The organism is Actinosynnema sp. NPDC002837, assembly GCF_040295345.1.
In the GTDB taxonomy this organism is placed as follows: domain Bacteria; phylum Actinomycetota; class Actinomycetes; order Mycobacteriales; family Pseudonocardiaceae; genus Actinosynnema.
This window is the reverse complement of sequence record NZ_JBEOVG010000099.1, coordinates 14,713-33,417: the sequence shown is the minus strand read 5'-3', so window position 1 is coordinate 33,417 and position 18,705 is coordinate 14,713. Positions and strand designations below refer to the sequence as shown.

Genomic DNA, 18,705 nt, shown 5'->3' with positions numbered 1-18,705 from the left:
TACAACAGCGGTATGCGGCCCATTCGGCCGCACCGCCGGGAACCACCTCAGGCGCGACTCTCATCGAACGAGACTTGTGAAACAGGCGCTAGCGCTGGATGGACTTCAGCTCGGTGAACTCGTCCAGGCCGTGGGGGCCGAACTCGCGGCCGTTGCCCGACTGGCGGTAGCCGCCGAACGGGGCGCTGGTGTTGAACGCGGCGCCGTTGATGTCCACCTGGCCGGTGCGCAAGCGCTTGGCCACGGCGAGGGCGCGGTCGGTGTCCGCGGAGAACACCGCGCCGCCCAGGCCGTAGATGGTGGAGTTCGCGATCCGCACGGCGTCGTCCTCGTCCGCGTAGGGCATGACGGACAGCACCGGGCCGAAGATCTCCTCCTGCGCGATCGCCATGCCCGGCCGGACGCCGCCGAACACGGTCGGCGTGACGAAGAAGCCGCGGTCGAGAGGTCGGGAAGGGCCGCCGAGGGCGAGCTTCGCCCCTTCGGAGATGCCGCGCTCGATGTAGCCGACGACGCGGTCGCGCTGCGCGGCCGACACCGCCGGACCCATGCGGGTCGTCGGGAGGGCCGGATCGGCGGGCTCGTACTTGGCCGCGGCGGCGACCGCGATCTCCACCGCCTCGTCGTGCCGGGAAGCGGGCACCAGCAAGCGGGTCCACGCGCTGCACGCCTGGCCGTTGTTCATGTACGCGTTGCCCACGCCGATCTTCACCGCACGGGTCAGGTCGGCGTCGTCGAGCACCACGTTCGCCGACTTGCCGCCCAGCTCCAACGCCACCCGCTTCACCGTCTCGGCGGCCAGCGCGGACACCCGCCGACCGGCCCGCGTCGAACCGGTGAACGACACCATGTCCACCATCGGGTGACTGGCCAACGCCTCGCCGACCACCGGCCCCGTGCCGTGGACCAGGGAGAACACGCCCTCGGGCACGCCGACGTCGTGGAGCACCGAAGCGAGCAGGTCGGCCGTGAGGGGCGCCAGCTCGCTCGGCTTGAGCACGACCACGTTCCCGGCCGCCAGCGCGGGCACGACCTTGGCCACCATCTGCTGCAACGGGAAGTTCCACGGCGTGATGGCCGCGACCACGCCGACCGGCTCCCGCAGCACGAGCGAGTTCCCGATCTCCGCACCGTCGAAGTACCCGGCGGCGAGCACGTCCGCCACGCCGCGCGCGATGCCCACCGGGTTCGGCACCTGCACCCGTGACGCGAACGTGGCCGGGGTGCCCATCTCGGCCGTCATGGTCGCGGCGAACTCCGCCGCCCGCGCCTCGATGGCGTCCGCGACCGCCCGCACGAGGGCGAGCCGGGAGTCCGGCGACGTCGCCGACCACGCCGGGAACGCGGCGACGGCCCTGGTCACGGCGGCGTCCACGGCGTCGGGCGTGCCGGCGGGGACCGTGCCGACGACCTCTTCGGTGGTCGGGTTGACGACCTCGATCACTGCGGACTCCCCGAGAACGGTGTGACACTCCAAGACGAACTTTGCCCCAGAGTGTCACACCGGACGCGTCAGGAGAAGTCCAGACCCCCGGTCCGGGTGCGCTTGAGCTCGAAGAAGTACGGGAAGCCCGCCAACGCCCGCGCGCCGTCGAACACCTTCACCGCGTCCTCGCCACGCGGGATCTTGGTGAGCACGGGCCCGAAGAACGCCACGCCGTCGATGTGGATCGTCGGCGTGCCGACGTCCATGCCCACCGGGTCCATGCCGCGGTGGTGGCTGGCCCGCAGCTCCTCGTCGTGCTCGTCGGTGTGCGCGGCCTCGGCCAGCTCCGCGGGCAGGTCCACGTCCTCCAGCGCGAGCTTGATGGCCTGGTCATAGTCACGCGTGCTGCCCAGGCCCTCGTTGTGGATCCGGGTGCCGAGCGCGGTGTAGAGGTCGCGCAGCACGCCGTCGCCCTTGAGCTTGGCCGCGGCGATGGCGACGCGCACCGGCCCCCAGCCGCGGTCCATCATGTCGCGGTAGTCGGCCGGCAGGTCCCGGTCCTCGTTGAGCACGGACAGGCTCATCACGCGGAAGTTCAGGTCGAGGTCGCGCTGCTTCTCCACCTCGAGGATCCACCGGGACGAGATCCACGCGAACGGGCAGATCGGGTCGAAGTAGAAGTCGACCTTCGTACGTCCCTCTGTCGACATGCGGTGTTCCCTCCGTGGCTGTTCGTGAGCGGTGCGCCGGGTCCGGCGCTTCCATCGTGCTCAACCAGCCCACCACGCGCAGTCTTCCCTCGGACGCCAGTCCACTTCCGGGGGTCCCACGTGATTGGATGCGACTGTCGTGTTCACCGACTCGACACCCATACCCGTTCCGACGACGCCGACGCCGAGGTCCCGTGGCGGCGGCAGACGAGGTGACCAGTGGCGGCACCCAACCTCACCCGCGACCAGGCGCAGCAGCGGGCCTCGCTGCTGGAGGTCGATTCCTACCGGATCGAGCTGGACCTGACCGACGGTGGCGGAAAGCCCGGCTCGGACACGTTCCGCTCGACCACGACGGTTGCCTTCCGCAGCCAGACGCCCGGCGCGTCCTCGTGGGTCGACGTCGTGGCCGCCAATGTCCACCGCGCCGTGCTCAACGGGCACGAGCTGGACGTCTCCTCCTACCGCGAGGAAGACGGCATCCACCTGCCCGACCTGGCCGAGGTCAACGAGCTGACGGTCGAGGCCGACTGCCGGTACATGAACACCGGCGAGGGCCTGCACCGGTTCGTCGACCCGGTCGACGGCGAGGTGTACCTGTACTCGCAGTTCGAGACGGCGGACGCCAAGCGCATGTTCGCCTGCTTCGACCAGCCCGACCTGAAGTCGGTCTACCAGCTCACGGTGACCGCGCCGCACCACTGGAAGGTCGTCTCCAACGCGGCGATCGAGTCCACTATGGACGGTTCGGGCGGTGCGGACGTGCACGTCTTCGCCACCACCAAGCCCATGTCGACGTACCTGGTCGCGCTGGTCGCCGGTCCTTACGCCGAGTGGCGCGACGAGTTCCAGGACGGCGACACCACGATCCCGCTCGGCATCTACTGCCGCGCGTCGCTCGCGCCGCACATGGACGCCGAGCGGCTGTTCACCGAGACCAAGCAGGGTTTCGGCTTCTTCCACAAGGCGTTCGGGGTCACGTACCCGTTCGGCAAGTACGACCAGTGCTTCGTGCCCGAGTTCAACGCGGGCGCGATGGAGAACGCGGGCTGCGTCACGTTCCTGGAGGACTACGTCTTCCGCAGCCGCGTCACCCGCTACCTGTACGAACGCCGTGCCGAGACCGTGCTGCACGAGATGGCGCACATGTGGTTCGGCGACCTGGTGACCATGCGCTGGTGGGACGACCTGTGGCTGAACGAGTCGTTCGCCACCTGGGCGTCGGTGCTGGCGCAGGCCGAGGCGACCGAGTACCGGCAGGCGTGGACGACGTTCGCCAAGATCGAGAAGTCGTGGGCCTACCGGCAGGACCAGCTGCCGTCCACGCACCCCGTGGCCGCCGACATCCCGGACCTGCAGGCGGTCGAGGTCAACTTCGACGGCATCACCTACGCCAAGGGCGCCTCGGTGCTCAAGCAGCTGGTGGCCTACGTCGGCCTGGAGAACTTCCTGTCCGGCCTGCGGGTGTACTTCGGCAAGCACGCCTGGGGCAACGCGACGCTGGCCGACCTGCTCAACGCGCTCGAAGAGGCGTCCGGCCGCGACCTGTCGTGGTGGAGCGCGCAGTGGCTGGAGACCACCGGCCTGAACCTGCTGCGACCCAAGTACTCGGTCGACTCCCAGGGCAGGTTCACCGAGTTCGCCGTGCTCCAGGGCGGCGCGCGGCCGGGCGCGGGCGAGCTGCGCACGCACCGGTTGGCGATCGGCGTGTACGACGCGGACGCCGACGGCAAGCTCGTGCGCACGCACCGGGTGGAGCTGGACGTGTCCGGCGAGCGGACCGAGGTCCCCGAGCTGGTCGGCGTGCCGCGCGGCAAGCTGGTGCTGGTCAACGACGACGACCTCACCTACTGCACGATGCGCCTGGACGCCGACTCGCTGGCGTCGCTGATCGACCACATCGCCGACATCGCCGAGCCGCTGCCGCGCACGCTGTGCTGGTCGGCGGCGTGGGAGATGACGCGCGAGGCCGAGCTGAAGGCGCGCGACTTCGTGAACCTGGTGCTCGGCGGCCTGCACGCGGAGACCGAGGTCGGCGTCGTGCAGCGGCTGCTGCTGCAGGCGCAGACGGCGCTGTCGTCGTACGCGGACGTGTCGTGGCGCGACGAGGGCTGGCGGCGGTTCACCACGCGGGTCCTGGAGCTGGCCCGTGCCGCCGAGCCCGGTTCGGACCACCAGCTGGCGTTCGTCAACTCCCTGGCCGGGTCCGTGCTCGACTCCGCGACGCAGGAGGTCGTGCGCGGCTGGCTGGACGGCACGGACGTGCTCGACGGCCTCGACGTGGACACCGACCTGCGGTGGCGGCTGCTGCACGCGCTGGTCGCGCACGGCGCCGCCGGGCTGGACGAGATCCGGGCCGAGGAGGAGCGCGACCCCACCGCCACCGGTCGCCGCAAGGCCGAGTCGGCCCGCGCGCTGCGGCCGACGATCGAGGCGAAGACCGAGGCGTGGGACCGCGCGGTGAACGACGACGAGCTGCCGAACGCGGTGTCGGAGGCGATCATCGCGGGCATCCAGCACCCCGGCCAGAAGGCGCTGCTCCAGCCGTTCGTCGCGCGGTACTTCGCCGACGTGGCCGACGTGTGGGAGCGCCGGTCGAGCGAGCGGGCGCAGTCCATGGTCGTCGGCCTGTTCCCGTCGTGGTCGATCTCGAAGGAGACGGTCACGGCGGCCGACGAGTGGCTGGCCGAAGAACGCCCGCCGGCCCTGCGCCGACTGGTGTCGGAGGGCCGTGCGGGCATCGTGCGCGCCCTGGCGGCCCAGGAGTTCGACCGGTCCTGAGGTTCGACGTGTGACGTGCGGTGCACCCGGTCGTGTCACCGCACGTCACACAAGTCGTAGTACACTCCCCACATGGGCACCATCACTTTTCGCCCGGACACCGAGACGGAACGGGCACTGGAGAGATTGACGGCCGATGGCCGCAGCGCTTCAGCCGCGATCCGCGAGGCCCTGCTCCTGGCCGCGAAGGTGCAGCAGGCCGAGGCATTGCGCGAGGAAGCGCTCGCGTTGGCAGCCGACCCCGAGGACGTGGCGGAAGCAAGGGCCGTACTCGCCGACTTGGAGCCACTGCGTGCGTGGTGAGGTCTACCGCCTTCGGGCGCCGCGCAACGCTACCGGGCACGAGCAGCAAGGCAGTCGCTACGCGGTCGTCGTCCAGTCGAACGCGCTCCCGTTGAGCACGTGGCTCGTCGCGCCGACCTCCACCTCGGCTCGACCGGCGTCGTTCCGCCCTGAGATCGAACTGAACGGGCAGCCCACTCGAGTGCTCGTAGAACAGACAACGGCCATCGACCCCCAACGCTTGGGTGATCGAGCCGGAAGGTTGTCCCTGCACGAGATGAACGAGGTGGATACCGCTCTTCGCATCGTGCTCGACCTGTGAACTGGGCGGTGCCGCTCCGACCGTTCGTGGCGCGGTACCGCGCCGACTGGTGTCGGAGGGCCGTGCGGGCATCGTGCGCGCCCTGGCGGCCCAGGAGTTCGACCGGTCCTGAGGTTCGACGTGTGACGTGCGCGGAGCCGCTGCGTGCGTGGTGATGGCTTCGGACCTGGTGACGGCGTCGAGGTGAACGGGGCAGCGCTTCAGGCGCTGCTCCGTTTCGCGTCCGGCGCGGAGCGGTGGTCGCGGTCGTAGGCGTCGGCCCAGCGGGCGAACACGTCGCGTGAGTGGGCCGGGCTCAGGACCACGCGCTCCAGCTGGCGCATCTTGGCCTCGTAGGCGTCGATCGCGGTCGGGTCGTCGTGGAACACCGTCGCCGTCTCGGTCTCCGCGTAGGCCAGCGGCTTGACCGGCGACGAGAACGTCAGCAGGGTCCCGGAGTGGCGCAGGTAGGTGTGCGACGGCGCGCTCATCGGGATGATCCGCGGGCTGATGCGCGACCAGCCGCACATCAACGTCAGGCGCAGCATCTGGTCGCGCATGACCCTCGCGTCGCCGACCACGATCCGCAACGCCGCCTCGTGGATGTAGATCACCGTCTCCGGCCCGCCCGGCCTGCGCAACGCGTCCTGCCGCGACATGCGCGCCTCCGTCAGGTCCCGGTCCTTGGTCAAGGCGTACGCGTAGTCCTCGGTCTGCGCCAGGCTCGGCACGACCAGCGGCTCGTAGGTCGTCACCGTGCGGGCCACGTGCTCGTGCACGGACAGCGCCGTGAGCGTGTCCGGCCACGGGTCGTGCCGGCGCAGGAAGTTGCCCGCGTCGACCTCGCTGGCGATCGCCAGGACCCGGTCGCGGGTCGCCTTGTCCGCGCCGCACCGGCCCAGCAGCGTCCCGATCTCCCACGGACTCGTGCCGCGCGTGCCGGTTTCGAGTTTCGACAGCTTGCCCAACGACCAGCCGAGCGCGTCGGCGACGAATGCCGACGACATCCGGGCCCGGTGCCGGACGCGGCGCAATTCCTCGCCCAATTCCCGGCTGCGGGCCGTGCTCAGCCGCGCGGACGGCCTTTCTTCGGACTCCATGAAACCCCCTTGACGCACGTCTGCAAAGGGCGCGGCGAGTGGTGTGCGCTGCGAAGTCCCGTCGCGCGCTGCACCACTCGCCGCGCATGTCCGACCAGTGTGCGGGCTGGTCGGAAGCTCTGGTGCACAACACCTTGTCCGGCCCGCAACACCTGGTCAATCCCCTTTTCGAGCGAGAGACTTGACCACTGGTCCCGCTTTAAGATGCATTTCCATGAACCGCAACACCTCGAAATCCATCGCTTTGGGCGCGCGTTTGCGCAACGTCCGCGAGGCCAATAACCTCAGTCAACGCGCACTCGCGAGGAAGATTGGCGTCGTACATTCGTTGCTCTCGCGCAACGAAAGCGGCCAGCGCGTCCCGACCCGCTCCGAGGTCATCCGCATCCTCGAGCCGCTCGACATCACCGATCGGGATCGCGAAGAAATCCTGGCGATGACCGAAGATCCGAGTGGATCACCTCTCGCGGTGATCGAACTGCCCGAGCGCCGGACGCAGATCGCCGCGCTCGTGGAGGTCGAGCAGATGGCCAAGGAGATCGTCAGCTGGTCGCCGTTGATCATCCCCGGACTGCTCCAGGTCAGCTCCTACACGCGCACGATCATGGAGGCCGTTCCCGTACCCCACGAGGAGATCGCCACCAGGGTCGCGGTCCGGATGGGCCGACGCGACATCCTCACGCGCCGCAACCCCGTCCGCTACACCGCCTTGATCGGCGAGGGCGTGCTGAGCCAGACGGTCGGCGGCCCCGCGGTCATGGCCGAGCAGTTCGACCACCTGCTGATGATGAGCGCCCACGAGAACGTCGACCTGCGGATCGTGCCCACCGCGACGGGTTGGCACCCAGGGCTCTGCGGCTCGTTCCAGCTGATCAAGTGTGACGGCACGTCGTTCGTGCACCTGGAGAACCCCGTCAGCGCCGTCTTCGTGCAGGAAACCGAGGCGGTAGCCGGTTTCGAGCGGTCCGTGCCAGAGTTGCTGAAGGTCGCGATGAGCCCGGAACGGTCCTTCGAGGTCATCGCGAAGGAGGTGCAGCGGACGACGGGAGTCGCATGACACTTCGGTGGAAGAAGTCCGGCAAGAGCGCGAGCGGCGACTGCGTCGAGGTGGCGAACCACCTCGGCGCGGTGCGGGACAGCAAGAACCCCTCGGTCGTGCTGGGTGTCAGCCCGGCACGGCTGAAGGCGTTCGTGGACGCGCTCAAGGCCCGGTGAACGCGAAGGCCCCGGCGGGTGTGCGCCGGGGCCTTCACTTCGTCGTTCGGGGGTCGTCAGACGTGCTTGGGAGCCGTGCCCGCCTGGTCGGTCAGCATCCGCAGGCCGCTCACCAGGCCGCCGGACAGGTCGCCCTCCTTGAAGGACGCGACCATGCTCATCACCGCGAGCTTCGCGCCGCGGTCGGCGATGCGGCGGTTGGACTCCTCGCCCGTCACCACCTCCACCCGGCGTTCACCGGGTGACACGGCGACCAGCACGGCGTGCGTGGGTCGCACGGTGGCGGCGTGCAACTCCTCGGCCTTCGCCCGCGGGTCCGCGCCCAGCTCGCCGAGGTAGACGCTGAAGTCCAACCCGGTGGTGCGGCTGGCCAGCGTCAGCGCCTCGTCCAGGCTCGACAGCTGCACCGGCGTGAACGGCAGGCCCGGCGCGTGCGGCTCGTACATCTTCGCGGCGGACACCCGGCCGCTGTTGGTCACGACCGCGCCGACCTCCAGCGTCGACGGGTCGACGTCCACCCTCGTCAGCTCACCAGTTGCCACGGGCACCTCCCTTTGCGGTGCGGCCCTCGGCCGGCGCCGTGACGGCCTGGTGCGCGCCGCCGGGCAGGCCCGCGGGGTTCGCCGTCCACCAGACGGGGGCGTAGTTCCACTCCTGGCCCGGGCGGTACCGCTGAATGCGGGTGGCCTTCGGCCTCAGCGTCAGTAGCGTGATCACGCCGTAGATGGCCAGCGGGATCAGCGCGAAGACGAGCACGGTCTCCACGATGGTCACGCCGGTTACGGTAACCGATCGTCCAGGTCAGGTCGGGGTGAGGGCACCCGTTTCCGCACTGGTGTGGGTCGGGCGGTGTGCGCGGGGCCTCCGGCGGCCCCTTCCAACTGTGAACGCGGCCCCGCGGGCGTGCCCGGCGATCACGCGTACGGCGGTGACCACGTGGTGGGACGCCGACCGGGGCCGCGCGCACGTGACCGTGACGGGGATGGGCCCTGGCACGTGGCATAGCGCCCTGTGAGCTGCCTGACGTCCTACCTGCGACGACGTCACGCTCGGTGTCCATCGGTGCCGGATGTACCAGCTCCGGTGCTCGATCGTCGCAGTCCGTACACCCGGTCGGCCTTCCCCCGGACGGAGGCGAATGGCGGCCGGTTTGGCGTCTTGTCCTGGGCCCACTCGGCTTCTAGCTTTTCACCTGTACGGGTCTTGCGCATCCGATTCCGGAGACCAATACCCGCCCGATGAGTCTCGGAGGACACGACATGTACACCATGAACCTTGTTCTGGTCGCCGCCCTCACCCTTTCGTCGTACACCCAATCGGAGCAGAGCGTTACCACTGTTCAGCCTCAGGCCACGCTCGCCGAGTCGGTGCGCATCACCTCCGACGACTCCGTTCGGATCACCTCTCAGGGCTCCGTCCGCATCACCTCGGCCACGGACGACTCCGTCCGGATCACGGCGTCGGAGTCCGATTCCGTCCGGATCACCGGGTCGGACGCGGACTCCGTGCGCATCACGATGGCGGGCTCGGTCCGGATCACCTCGGGATCGGTGCGCATCACCGACGACTCGGTGCGCATCACGGACGACTCCGTGCGCATCACCGACGACTCCGTGCGCATCACGGACGACCCCCGGGACTACGTCCTGGCGGCGTGAGGAGGAGCGGGCGCTAAGCCGCGGGCTCGCCGAGGTAGGGCAGCCACAGCGGGTCGGCCTCGGTGACGCCGGCCAGCAGCCGCCAGTGCGGCCCGCGGGGCGCGTTGGGCACCACGCGCAGGCGCCAGCCGAGCTCCGAGAGGAGCTTGTCGGCCTTGCGGTGGTTGCACTTCGCGCAGCAGGCGACGCAGTTGGTCCACGAGTGGGGGCCGCCCCGGCTGCGCGGCACCACGTGGTCGATCGTCTCCGCGCGTCCGCCGCAGTACGCGCAGCGGTACCGGTCCCGGTGCATCAGCCCGGCCCGCGTGAGCGGGACCCGGCCCCGGTAGGGCACGCGCACGTAGTTCGCCAGCCGGATCACCGACGGGACGACGACCTCGGACGTCGAGGAGTGGACGACGGCCCCGGCGGGGTCACCGTGCACGACCTCGGCCTTCCCGCACACGACGAGGACCACCGCGCGCCGCAGGGGCAACGCGGTGAGCGGTTCGAACGTGGCGTTGAGCAGCAGGACCTTGCGTCTTCCCCAGGGCAACACCACGGGCGCCGGACCGGCCCCCTGGCCGTCGGCCACAGTGTGCACGGTGTTCAGCGCGAGCTGTTTTTGGCCGGACGGCACCGACGACGCGATCCCGGCGTTCACCAGGGCGCCGATCGGGGTGGGTTGTCGGTCTGGCACGCGACCACCTCCACCGGTTCAGGCCTAGCAGACCACAGATCGACCCCAAAAATCACCTGTGATATGTGACGTGTCACGAAGCCGAGGCCGAAACTTGGGTGAACGGCCCCCTATCGGACATGGTTTTCATCACGCGGGCTACGCTCGGCGAGGTGACCGATGCCTCCCGCGCAGCGCTGCCTGCGACGATCACCTACCCCGCCGCACCGCGGCTCGACCTCGTCGACGACCTGCACGGACACGCGGTCCCCGACCCGTACCGCTGGCTCGAAGACCCTGCGGACCCCCGAACGGCCGCGTGGTCGGACGCGCAGGACGGGGTGGCGCGGTCGTGGCTGGACGCGATGCCCGGCCGGGACGCGCTCGCCGCCCGATTGGGTGAGCTGATGCGGACCGGTTCCGTCGGCACGCCGGTGTGGCGGGCCGGGCGGGCGTTCTACACGCGCCGCGGGCCGGACGAGGACCACCCCGTGCTGTACGTGCGGGTGGACGGCGTGGAGCGGGTGCTGCTGGACGTGTCGCGGCTGGACCCGTCCGGGCGGACGACCCTCGACCGGTGGTCGCCGTCCCGCGAGGGCACGCGGCTGGCCTACCAGGTGTCCGTGGGCGGTGACGAGCACTCGTTGCTGCACGTCGTGGACGTCGACACGGGCGAGCTGCTGGACGGCCCGATCGACCGGTGCCGGTACTCGCCGGTCGGCTGGCTGCCCGGTGGCGAGGAGTTCTTCTACGTGCGGCGGATCGACCCCGCGCTGGTGCCCGAGGACGAGCGGCAGTTCCACCGGCGGGTGTGGCGGCACCGGGTGGGCACGCCCGCGTCCGACGACGTGAACGTGCACGGCGACGGACTGGACCACACCTACTACTACGGGCTGTCGCTGTCGGAGGACGGCCGGTGGCTGGTGGTGAACGGCGCGCCCGGCACCGTGCGGCGCGACTCGGTGTGGATCGCCGACCTGCACGGCTCGGGCGAGCTGACGCCGGTCGTGCGCGACTCCGACGACGTGCAGTGCTCGGCGTGGGTCGCCCCGGACGGGCGGCTCTACCTGCGGACCAGCCGGGACGCGCCCCGGTTCCGGGTGTGCGTGGCCGACCCGGCGGCCCCGACCGAGTGGACCGAGCTGGTCGGCGAGCAGCCGGACTCGGTGCTGGACGCGGTGACGTGGCTGGACGGGTCGCTGGTGCTGCTGCGGACCCGGCACGCGGTGTCGGAACTGCACCTGCACTCCCCCGCGACCGGCGAGCACCTGCGGGAGGTCCCGCTGCCCGGCACGGGGTCGTTGCACGGGTTGTCCACAGTCGACGAGCTGACCGTTGCGGACCGGGACGTGCTGTGGTTCGGGTGGTCCGACTTCATCACGCCCTTGTCGGTGTACCGGTACTCGCTGTCGACCGGCCGGACGGAGCTGGAGGCGGCGGCGCCCGGAACGGTGTCCCTGCCGGAGTTGTCCACACAACAGGTCTCGTACACGTCGGCCGACGGCACGGTCGTGCGAATGTTCGTGGTGTCCGGCAAGCAGCACCCGGACCTGCCCCGGCCGGCGTTGCTGACCGGGTACGGCGGGTTCGCGGTGGGTCGCGGGCCGGGGTACAGCGCGACCACGTTGGCGTGGGTCGAGGCGGGCGGCGTGTGGGCGCACGCGTCGTTGCGCGGCGGCGACGAGGAGGGTGAGGAATGGCACCGGGCGGGGATGCGGGAGCGCAAGCAGAACGTGTTCGACGACTTCCACGCGGCGGCCGAGCGGTTGATCCGCGACGGGTGGACCACGCCGGAGCAGTTGTCGATCATGGGTGGGTCGAACGGCGGGCTGCTCGTCGGGGCGGCGTTGACGCAGCGGCCGGAGCTCTACGCGGCGGTGGTGTGCTCAGCGCCACTGCTGGACATGGTGCGGTACGAGAACTTCCTGCTGGGGCGGCTCTGGGCGGAGGAGTACGGCTCGGCGGCCGTGCCCGAAGAGCTGGCGTGGCTGCTGGCCTACTCCCCGTACCACCGGGTGCGGCCGGGAGTTGAGTACCCTTCGGTGCTGTTCACGGTCTTCGAGTCGGACAGCCGCGTGGACCCCAACCACGCCCGGAAGATGTGCGCGGCACTGCAGCACGCGACGTCGAGTGATCCGACCAAGCACCCGGTGCTGCTCCGCCGCGAGACCGAGGTGGGGCACGCGGGCCGATCGGTGAGCCGATCGGTGGGCCTGGCCGTGGACCAGTTGACCTTCTTGGCCTGGGCGACCGGCCTGGAGTTGTGAGAGTGGAGGACTGAGCAGGTGCTGGACGTGGAGCCGACGCCGTCACCGGTGTTCAACGTGGAGGCGGCCTTCGCCGTCGCGTGGTGGGAGGTCAACGGGCCGAAGATCGCCGAGGGCGCCTTGCGGATCGCGTTGACGCTGATCATCGCCGTCGTGGTCCGCTACCTGCTCCGCCGGCTGATCGACCGGATGACCCGGGGCAACGGGGGTCGCAAGCCCAAGTTGCTCAAGCCGCTGCGGGAGCGCGCTCCCCAGGCGCTGGGCGCGCTGGTCTCCGAGCGGCGCGAGCAGCGGGCCAAGACCATCGGCTCGGTGCTCAAGTCGTTCGTCACGATCATCGTGTTCGGGGTGGCGTTCATCCAGGTCCTCACCGAGCTGGGCATGAACCCCGCGCCGATCCTGACCTCGGCGGGCATCCTCGGCGTCGCCATCGGTTTCGGCGCGCAGAACCTGGTCAAGGACTTCCTGTCCGGCATGTTCATGATGTTGGAGGACCAGTACGGCGTCGGCGACGTGGTCGACCTAGGCCCCGCGACCGGCACGGTCGAGTCGGTCGCGCTGCGGATCACCACGATCCGCGACACCAACGGCACCGTCTGGTACGTCCGCAACGGCGAGATCCTGCGGGTCGGCAACTCCTCGCAGGGCTTCGCCGTGGCCGTCGTCGACCTGCCGCTCGGGTACGGCGCGAACCTGGCGTCGGCCAGCGAGGTGCTGACCAAGGCCGTGGAGGACGCGACGGGCGAGGAGGTCCTGGCCAAGGACGTCATCGACAAGCCGCAGGTGCTCGGCGTGGAGAAGGTCACGCCGGAGGGCATCACCATGCGGGTGACGGTGAAGGTCCGGCCGGGCCGCCAGTGGGCCGTCCAGCGCGCCCTGAGAGCCAAGCTGATGCCGGCGCTGGACGAGGCGGGCATCTCCCTGAAGTCCTCCTGACGGTGGTCGGGCAGGAGCCGCCGTGCTGCTGCCCGACCACCCGGCAGCCGCTCAGGCCGCGATCACCGTGGCGAGCGTGTCGGCCAGCGACCGCGCCTCCTTCGAGCGGGCGGCGTCGGCCACGGCCCGGTCGCGGACGACCTTGATCCGGTCGAAGGTCCTGGTCGAGCTGATGCGCCCGGCCGGGCTCAGCAGGTCGGCCGCCAGGCGGTTCGCCTCGGCGTGCTCGCCCTGCAGCACGCGGACGCCCAGCAGGGAGATCACGTCGAACAGGTTCGACCGCTGGTAGGAGTCGCGGCGCAGGCGCAGCGCCTCGACGAGGTGCGGTTCGGCCCTCCGCTCGACGCCCGGTCGGTGTTCGGCCACGGTCCGGTACGACAGGGCCGCCATGCCCTCCAGCCCGGCCCGGTCGAAGTAGGACAGCCACGCGGGGGTCTCGGAGGGGTCGGCGCGCGCGAAGTCCGCCTCCGCGACGCCGACCGCCCGGTCCACCGCACGGACGTCACCGAGGCCGGCGTGCGCCCAGGCCTCGCAGGTCGCGAGCATGGCCGCCGGCATCGGCCCCAGCCTGCTCCCCGAGCCGCGCCGGGCCAGCGCGACCAGGGACAGCGCCTCGCGGGGTTTGCCCACGTGCACCATCTGGCGCGCCATCCGGGACAGCACCTCGACGCCCAGCCCGGTGTCCCGCGCCCGCTTGGCGCAGTGCAGGGCCAGCGTGAAGTACTGCTGCGCGGTCGCCTGGAGGCCGACGTCGTGCGACATCCAGCCGGCCAGCCTGGCGAGGTCGGCGGTCGAGCGGAACAGGCGGCGGGAGATCGCGTCGGGGTAGGTGTGGTCGAGCAGGTCGGTCATCGCCTTGAGCTGCCCCACCACGGCCTCGCGGTACAGGCCGCCGCCGCGCTTGGCGTCCCAGGCCCAGAACGTCCTGGTCGCCGCCTCGATCTCGGCGATCTCCGCGGTGCCGATGCGGCCCGGCCCCAGTGCCGGGGTCGGCGCCGCGTCGTCCGCGTCCAGCCACCCGGTCAAGCGCCCTTCCAGGACCGCGCCCGTGGCCAGGGCGGCGGTCGCGCCGAGCACGTCCCTGCGTTTGATCATCAGATCGCTCCTGGTGAAGTCCTGCAACGTGGCGACCAGGCCCCGGTGGTCCCACGAGACCTGATCGCGGGTCGGCGAGGCCGTGGCCAGGCCGAGGTCCGCCGGCGTGCACGGCCTGCCCGTCCGTTCGGCGAACAGCGCCGCCAACAGCTCCGGCACCGGGTGCCGCGGCCGTTCGCCCTCCAGCCACCGCCGCACCCGTGAGCTGTCCGGCGCGACGTTGTAGCCCCGGGTCCGGCCGAGCCGCCCGACGGCGCGCGCGAGTTCGAGCTGGGTCCACCCTCCTTGCCGGAACCAGCGGTGGAGCGCCTCGTTGGCCTCGCCCATGTCGTGTTCTCCCTCGTGACAGGAGATGTCGCGCCCAGGATGCGGTGGCGCGCGGCGGGTTCACCACGGATCGGCGCGGTCCGCCACTGCTTCGCCAAGCGGGCGCTCAGGGCGCTGGGACCGCTACGGCGCCGGTGCGGGTGGTCGTCGGGGTGAGCGCTCGGCCGAGCCCCGCGGGTCGAGCCTGCGGTGCAGGGCGTGAGCCACGGCCACGAGCACCGTCGTCCGGTCCTTCGAGCTCCGGATCGCCTGCGCGAGCCGTTCCGCCCGGTCCGGGTCGAGCAGGGCGACCGCGCAGGCCACCTCGGCCGACGCGCGCGAGTGCTCCTGGGCGGAGATCACCGAGTCGAGTTCGCGTTCCGCCTCGGCGACCAGCTCCCGGGCCGCACCGGGCGCCACGACCGCCGCCACCCGCGCCAGCAGGCGGACCCGTTGTTCCACCATCAGCAGGGGCGTCACGGCGCGCACCTGAGCCACCCACCAGTCGGTGTCGGCCGGCTCCGCCACCTCCTCCAGCAGCAACGCCGTGCGCTGCGGATCGGTCGACTCGGTGACCAGTCGCCGGCCGTCGATCCCGGGCTGCCCGGCCAGCAGCGCCAGCAGGTCGTGCTCGCGCGCCAGGCGCACCGCCTGCTCCGGGTCCGACCAGACCAACGCCCGCACGAGGTGATCGACCTCCCGCCTCGGCCGCACGCTCAAGGCCGGTCGGACCTCGGTCCACAGCCCGGCCGCCTCCAGCGCCAGCGCCCGAGCCCGTCGTGGGTCCAGCGGTCCCCACGCGGCGGCCAGGATCGCCATCCCCATCCCGGGCCCTCCGTACATCTCCGGCACGAGGGGCTCGGCCTCTTCCAGCAAACCCCGCGCCAACGCGGGGTCGACGACGCGGATGGTCGCCGCCAGTTCGGCCAGCAGCTCAACCGCTTCGTTCGGCAACGGGGCCGTCCGCGCGTGCCGGACCCTGGTCACCAGCAGCCGGGTCAGTTCGGGATCGGCCGGCGCGACCGCCCTCGCCACCTCGAGGAGCTCCTTCTGCCCCATGCCCGGCAATGCCCGCATCCACTCGCGCACCCGGCCGGGGTCGATCGCGGCGACGTGACCGGCCATCGCGAAGTGGTTGGTCGACAGCAACCACGCCCGCGCGTGCGACCAGTGCTCGATCACCTGGTCCAGGAGCCGCCGGATCCGCTCCGGGGACACGGCTCCGGGACCCACCGGCACCGGCTCCGGCCGCCCCGGCACCAGCACCGACACCTCGCCCGCCAACCCGGCCGTCGCGCCGGGCGGCCGGTGGGTGAAGTGGCCCGCGTCGGGGACGAGGAACACCCCGGACTCGCCGTCGGACACCCAGTCCAGCTCCAGGCGCCAGTCGACCTCGTGCTCGCGCACCACCAGGTCCAGCGCGAGCACGTGCGGCCGGGTCGCCGACACCGCCACCGGGAACCCCGCGCCCGGTGAGCGCGGCGGGTCGCGGTCGAAGTCCACGGTGGACCGGGCGGGCTCCACGGCTCCGGCGACCACCGCCCGCCTGCCGACCGGCCGGGGCGCCCGCCGGGCCAGGACCACCGCCCGCAACCCCGTCAGCACGACCGCCCGCGCGCCCCGCGCCTCGACGACCACGCCGACCCGGCGACTCCAGGCGTGGAACAGACCCGGCTCGTCGGCGAACTCCACCAGCTCCTCGATCGCGGACCGGTCCACCGTCACCACGAGGGCCCCGGCGCCCTGGTCGCCGTCCACGTACACCGTGACGTCGCCACCGGCCTGCACGACCGTGCCCGACACCTCGGACGCCTCGTTGCGCACCTCGTCCACCGCGCCGAGCGTAGGCCCGCGGCGGGGGTCGGCGTCGGCTGCCGGTCGGTGGCTGAGGCAGGATGGAGGGGTGACCACTCCGCCGGAGAACTTCTACGAAGCAGTGGGCGGGTACGAGACGTTCCACAAGATCGTCGCGGTCTTCTACGAGGAAGTGGCCGCCGATCCCGTCCTGCGCCCGCTGTACCCCGAAGAGGACCTCGGTCCCGCCGAGGAGCGGTTCCGGCTGTTCCTGATGCAGTACTGGGGCGGTCCGCACACGTATTCCGACAACCGCGGTCATCCTCGGTTGCGGATGCGTCACGCTCCGTTCGTGATCGGTCCCGTGGAGCGGGACGCCTGGTTGCGCTGCATCAAGGTCGGCGTCGACTCCGTCGAGCTCTCCCCCGAACACCGCAAGCAGCTCTGGGCGTACCTGGAGATGGCCGCCAACAGCATGATGAACGCCTGGGTGTGATTCTTGATCACTCGAACGGGGTCGTGGTGTCGGTCGCGAATGGCAGGATGACTCCTCGTGCGACGATCCTCCGATCTACAACCAGAGATCGCCGACGAGTCCGCCTGGTGGCGTGACGCCGTCTTCTACCAGGTCTACGTCCGATCCTTCGCCGACGCGAACGGTGACGGCGTGGGCGACCTCGACGGTATCCGCTCCCGGCTCGGCTACCTCGAACTGCTCGGCGTGGACGCCCTGTGGCTCACGCCGTTCTTCACCTCGCCCATGGCCGACCACGGCTACGACGTGGCCGACCCCCGTGACGTCGACCCGCTGTTCGGCGACCTGGCCGCGTTCGACCGGCTGGTCACCGAGGCGCACGCGCACAACCTCAAGGTCACCATCGACCTCGTGCCGAACCACACCAGCGACCGGCACGGCTGGTTCCAGGCCGCGCTGCGGGCCGGACCCGGCTCGGTCGAGCGGGACCGGTTCGTGTTCCGCGACGGCGGCGGGTTCGACGGGTCCGTGCCGCCGAACAACTGGCCCAGCCAGTTCGGCGGGCCGGCGTGGACCCGGGTGCCCGACGGGCAGTGGTACCTGCACCTGTTCGCGCCCGAGCAGCCCGACCTGAACTGGGACAACCCCGAGGTCGCCGCCGACCTGGCGCGCACGCTGCGGTTCTGGCTCGACCGCGGGGTGGACGGGTTCCGCATCGACGTCGCCCACGGCATGGCCAAGCCCTACGGCTTGCCGAACCTCGACCCGCGGGTCGAGCTGGGCGCGGGCGTGATGCACGACAACGCGCTGGACCCCCGGTTCGACAACGACGGCGTGCACGAGATCCACCGGATGATCCGCAAGGTCATCGACGAGTACCCGGGCCGCATGGCCGTCGGCGAGATCTGGGTGAAGGACGACGAGCGGTACGCCCGGTACCTGCGGCCCGACGAGCTGCACCTCGGGTTCAGCTTCCGGTTCCTCGAGGCGCCGTTCGACGCGGACGGCGTCCGCTCGGCCATCGAGCACGGGCTGGGCGCGGTGCGCGGCGTGGGCGCGCCGCCGACCTGGACGTTGTCCAACCACGACGTGCCGCGGCACGTGACGCGGTACGGCGGCGGCGCGATCGGCGCGCAGCGGGCGAAGGCGATGACGCTGGTGGAACTGGCGCTGCCCGGCGTGGTCTACCTCTACAACGGCGAAGAGCTCGGCCTGCCGGACGTGGAGCTGCCGGAGTGGGCGTTGCAGGACCCGATCTGGCTGCGGTCCGGGCACACCCTGCGCGGTCGCGACGGCTGCCGCGTCCCGCTGCCGTGGGAGGGCGACACGCCGCCGTTCGGCTTCTCCGAGGGCGTGACCACCTGGCTGCCGCAGCCGAACGAGTGGGCCGGCCTGACCGCCGAGTCGCAGCTGGAAGACCCCGACTCGATGCTCTCGTTCTACCGGCACGCGCTGGAGCTGCGGAAGTCGCAGCCGGCGTTCAGCGGCGACGAGCTGGAGTGGTACGGCGCGCCGCCCGGGTGCTTCGCGTTCCGGCGCAAGGGCGGCGGGCTGATCTGCGCCCTGAACACCTCCGGCGGCCCGGTGCCGCTGCCGCCCGGGGAGATCCTGCTGGCCAGCGGTCCGATGGACGGCAACCAGCTGCCGCCGGACACCGCGGTCTGGCTGGTCTGACGACGCGCCGCGGCCCCCGCCTCGGGT

General features: G+C 71.1%; 18 protein-coding genes. 10 read left to right on the top strand and 8 right to left on the bottom strand.

Annotation, left to right across the window (positions count from 1 at the left end):
- Window positions 1-88 precede the first annotated feature (88 nt).
- Window positions 89-1,444, bottom strand: coding sequence for an aldehyde dehydrogenase family protein (locus tag ABTZ99_RS38385; protein WP_499617991.1), 1,356 nt, complete (start codon window positions 1,442-1,444; stop codon window positions 89-91).
- Between the two features lie 68 nt (window positions 1,445-1,512).
- Window positions 1,513-2,136 (bottom strand): mycothiol-dependent nitroreductase Rv2466c family protein, encoded by a 624-nt coding sequence (locus tag ABTZ99_RS38380; protein ID WP_498786587.1) that lies wholly within the window; start codon window positions 2,134-2,136, stop codon window positions 1,513-1,515.
- Between the two features lie 219 nt (window positions 2,137-2,355).
- On the opposite strand from ABTZ99_RS38380, the gene pepN reads away from it, so the two are divergent.
- The 3 genes from pepN to ABTZ99_RS38365 all read left to right on the top strand — a co-directional run bounded on the left by pepN (window position 2,356) and on the right by ABTZ99_RS38365 (window position 5,521).
- On the top strand, window positions 2,356-4,917 hold the full coding sequence (gene pepN / locus ABTZ99_RS38375; protein ID WP_499617990.1) for an aminopeptidase N: 2,562 nt from the start codon (window positions 2,356-2,358) through the stop codon (window positions 4,915-4,917).
- Between the two features lie 72 nt (window positions 4,918-4,989).
- The gene (locus ABTZ99_RS38370) at window positions 4,990-5,220 is read left to right on the top strand and encodes a hypothetical protein (RefSeq protein ID WP_498786583.1); all 231 of its coding nucleotides are present in this window, start codon (window positions 4,990-4,992) and stop codon (window positions 5,218-5,220) included.
- The gene (locus tag ABTZ99_RS38365) at window positions 5,210-5,521 is read left to right on the top strand and encodes a type II toxin-antitoxin system PemK/MazF family toxin (RefSeq protein ID WP_498786581.1); all 312 of its coding nucleotides are present in this window, start codon (window positions 5,210-5,212) and stop codon (window positions 5,519-5,521) included. The genes ABTZ99_RS38370 and ABTZ99_RS38365 overlap by 11 nt, the downstream gene beginning before the upstream one ends.
- Window positions 5,522-5,721: 200 nt before the next feature.
- On the opposite strand, the gene ABTZ99_RS38360 is transcribed toward ABTZ99_RS38365, so the two are convergent.
- The gene (locus ABTZ99_RS38360; protein ID WP_498786579.1) at window positions 5,722-6,600 is read right to left on the bottom strand and encodes a helix-turn-helix domain-containing protein; all 879 of its coding nucleotides are present in this window, start codon (window positions 6,598-6,600) and stop codon (window positions 5,722-5,724) included.
- 214 nt (window positions 6,601-6,814) lie between these two features.
- Between ABTZ99_RS38360 and ABTZ99_RS38355 the strand changes: the two genes are divergently transcribed.
- Both ABTZ99_RS38355 and ABTZ99_RS38350 read left to right on the top strand, forming a co-directional pair.
- Window positions 6,815-7,657 carry a helix-turn-helix domain-containing protein gene (locus tag ABTZ99_RS38355; RefSeq protein WP_499617989.1) on the top strand — a complete coding sequence of 281 codons (843 nt, stop codon included), beginning with the start codon at window positions 6,815-6,817 and terminating at the stop codon, window positions 7,655-7,657.
- Window positions 7,654-7,815: a DUF397 domain-containing protein gene (locus ABTZ99_RS38350; RefSeq protein WP_499617988.1), complete on the top strand. Its 162-nt coding sequence runs from the start codon at window positions 7,654-7,656 to the stop codon at window positions 7,813-7,815. Before ABTZ99_RS38355 ends, ABTZ99_RS38350 begins: the two co-directional genes overlap by 4 nt.
- A 56-nt stretch (window positions 7,816-7,871) precedes the next feature.
- On the opposite strand, the gene ABTZ99_RS38345 is transcribed toward ABTZ99_RS38350, so the two are convergent.
- The gene (locus tag ABTZ99_RS38345; RefSeq protein ID WP_498786574.1) at window positions 7,872-8,357 is read right to left on the bottom strand and encodes a DUF5130 family protein; all 486 of its coding nucleotides are present in this window, start codon (window positions 8,355-8,357) and stop codon (window positions 7,872-7,874) included.
- Window positions 8,344-8,589, bottom strand: a complete 246-nt coding sequence (ctaJ, locus tag ABTZ99_RS38340) for an aa3-type cytochrome oxidase subunit CtaJ (protein WP_106615147.1) — start codon at window positions 8,587-8,589, stop codon at window positions 8,344-8,346. Before ctaJ ends, ABTZ99_RS38345 begins: the two co-directional genes overlap by 14 nt.
- 485 nt (window positions 8,590-9,074) lie before the next feature.
- On the opposite strand from ctaJ, the gene ABTZ99_RS38335 reads away from it, so the two are divergent.
- Window positions 9,075-9,473: a hypothetical protein gene (locus ABTZ99_RS38335; RefSeq protein ID WP_498786572.1), complete on the top strand. Its 399-nt coding sequence runs from the start codon at window positions 9,075-9,077 to the stop codon at window positions 9,471-9,473.
- 13 nt (window positions 9,474-9,486) lie between these two features.
- Here the strand turns inward: ABTZ99_RS38335 and ABTZ99_RS38330 are convergent, their stop codons facing one another.
- Window positions 9,487-10,152: an HNH endonuclease gene (locus ABTZ99_RS38330; protein ID WP_230565909.1), complete on the bottom strand. Its 666-nt coding sequence runs from the start codon at window positions 10,150-10,152 to the stop codon at window positions 9,487-9,489.
- A 152-nt stretch (window positions 10,153-10,304) separates the two neighbouring features.
- Between ABTZ99_RS38330 and ABTZ99_RS38325 the strand changes: the two genes are divergently transcribed.
- On the top strand, window positions 10,305-12,398 hold the full coding sequence (locus tag ABTZ99_RS38325; RefSeq protein ID WP_499617987.1) for a prolyl oligopeptidase family serine peptidase: 2,094 nt from the start codon (window positions 10,305-10,307) through the stop codon (window positions 12,396-12,398).
- Window positions 12,399-12,419: 21 nt separating this feature from the next.
- Window positions 12,420-13,334, top strand: coding sequence for a mechanosensitive ion channel family protein (locus ABTZ99_RS38320; protein ID WP_498786591.1), 915 nt, complete (start codon window positions 12,420-12,422; stop codon window positions 13,332-13,334).
- Between the two features lie 51 nt (window positions 13,335-13,385).
- On the opposite strand, the gene ABTZ99_RS38315 is transcribed toward ABTZ99_RS38320, so the two are convergent.
- Together ABTZ99_RS38315 and ABTZ99_RS38310 are read right to left on the bottom strand one after the other, a co-directional pair.
- Window positions 13,386-14,756 (bottom strand): NsdA family TPR-like regulatory protein, encoded by a 1,371-nt coding sequence (locus ABTZ99_RS38315; RefSeq protein ID WP_499617986.1) that lies wholly within the window; start codon window positions 14,754-14,756, stop codon window positions 13,386-13,388.
- A gap of 123 nt (window positions 14,757-14,879) precedes the next feature.
- A complete protein-coding gene (locus ABTZ99_RS38310) occupies window positions 14,880-16,568 on the bottom strand; it encodes a hypothetical protein (RefSeq protein ID WP_499617985.1) in 1,689 nt (562 codons plus the stop codon).
- A 70-nt stretch (window positions 16,569-16,638) separates the two neighbouring features.
- On the opposite strand from ABTZ99_RS38310, the gene ABTZ99_RS38305 reads away from it, so the two are divergent.
- On the top strand, window positions 16,639-17,025 hold the full coding sequence (locus tag ABTZ99_RS38305; RefSeq protein WP_498786564.1) for a globin: 387 nt from the start codon (window positions 16,639-16,641) through the stop codon (window positions 17,023-17,025).
- 57 nt (window positions 17,026-17,082) lie between these two features.
- Complete coding sequence (locus ABTZ99_RS38300) at window positions 17,083-18,678, top strand: glycoside hydrolase family 13 protein (protein ID WP_499617984.1); 1,596 nt, start codon at window positions 17,083-17,085, stop codon at window positions 18,676-18,678.
- Window positions 18,679-18,705: the final 27 nt, after the last annotated feature.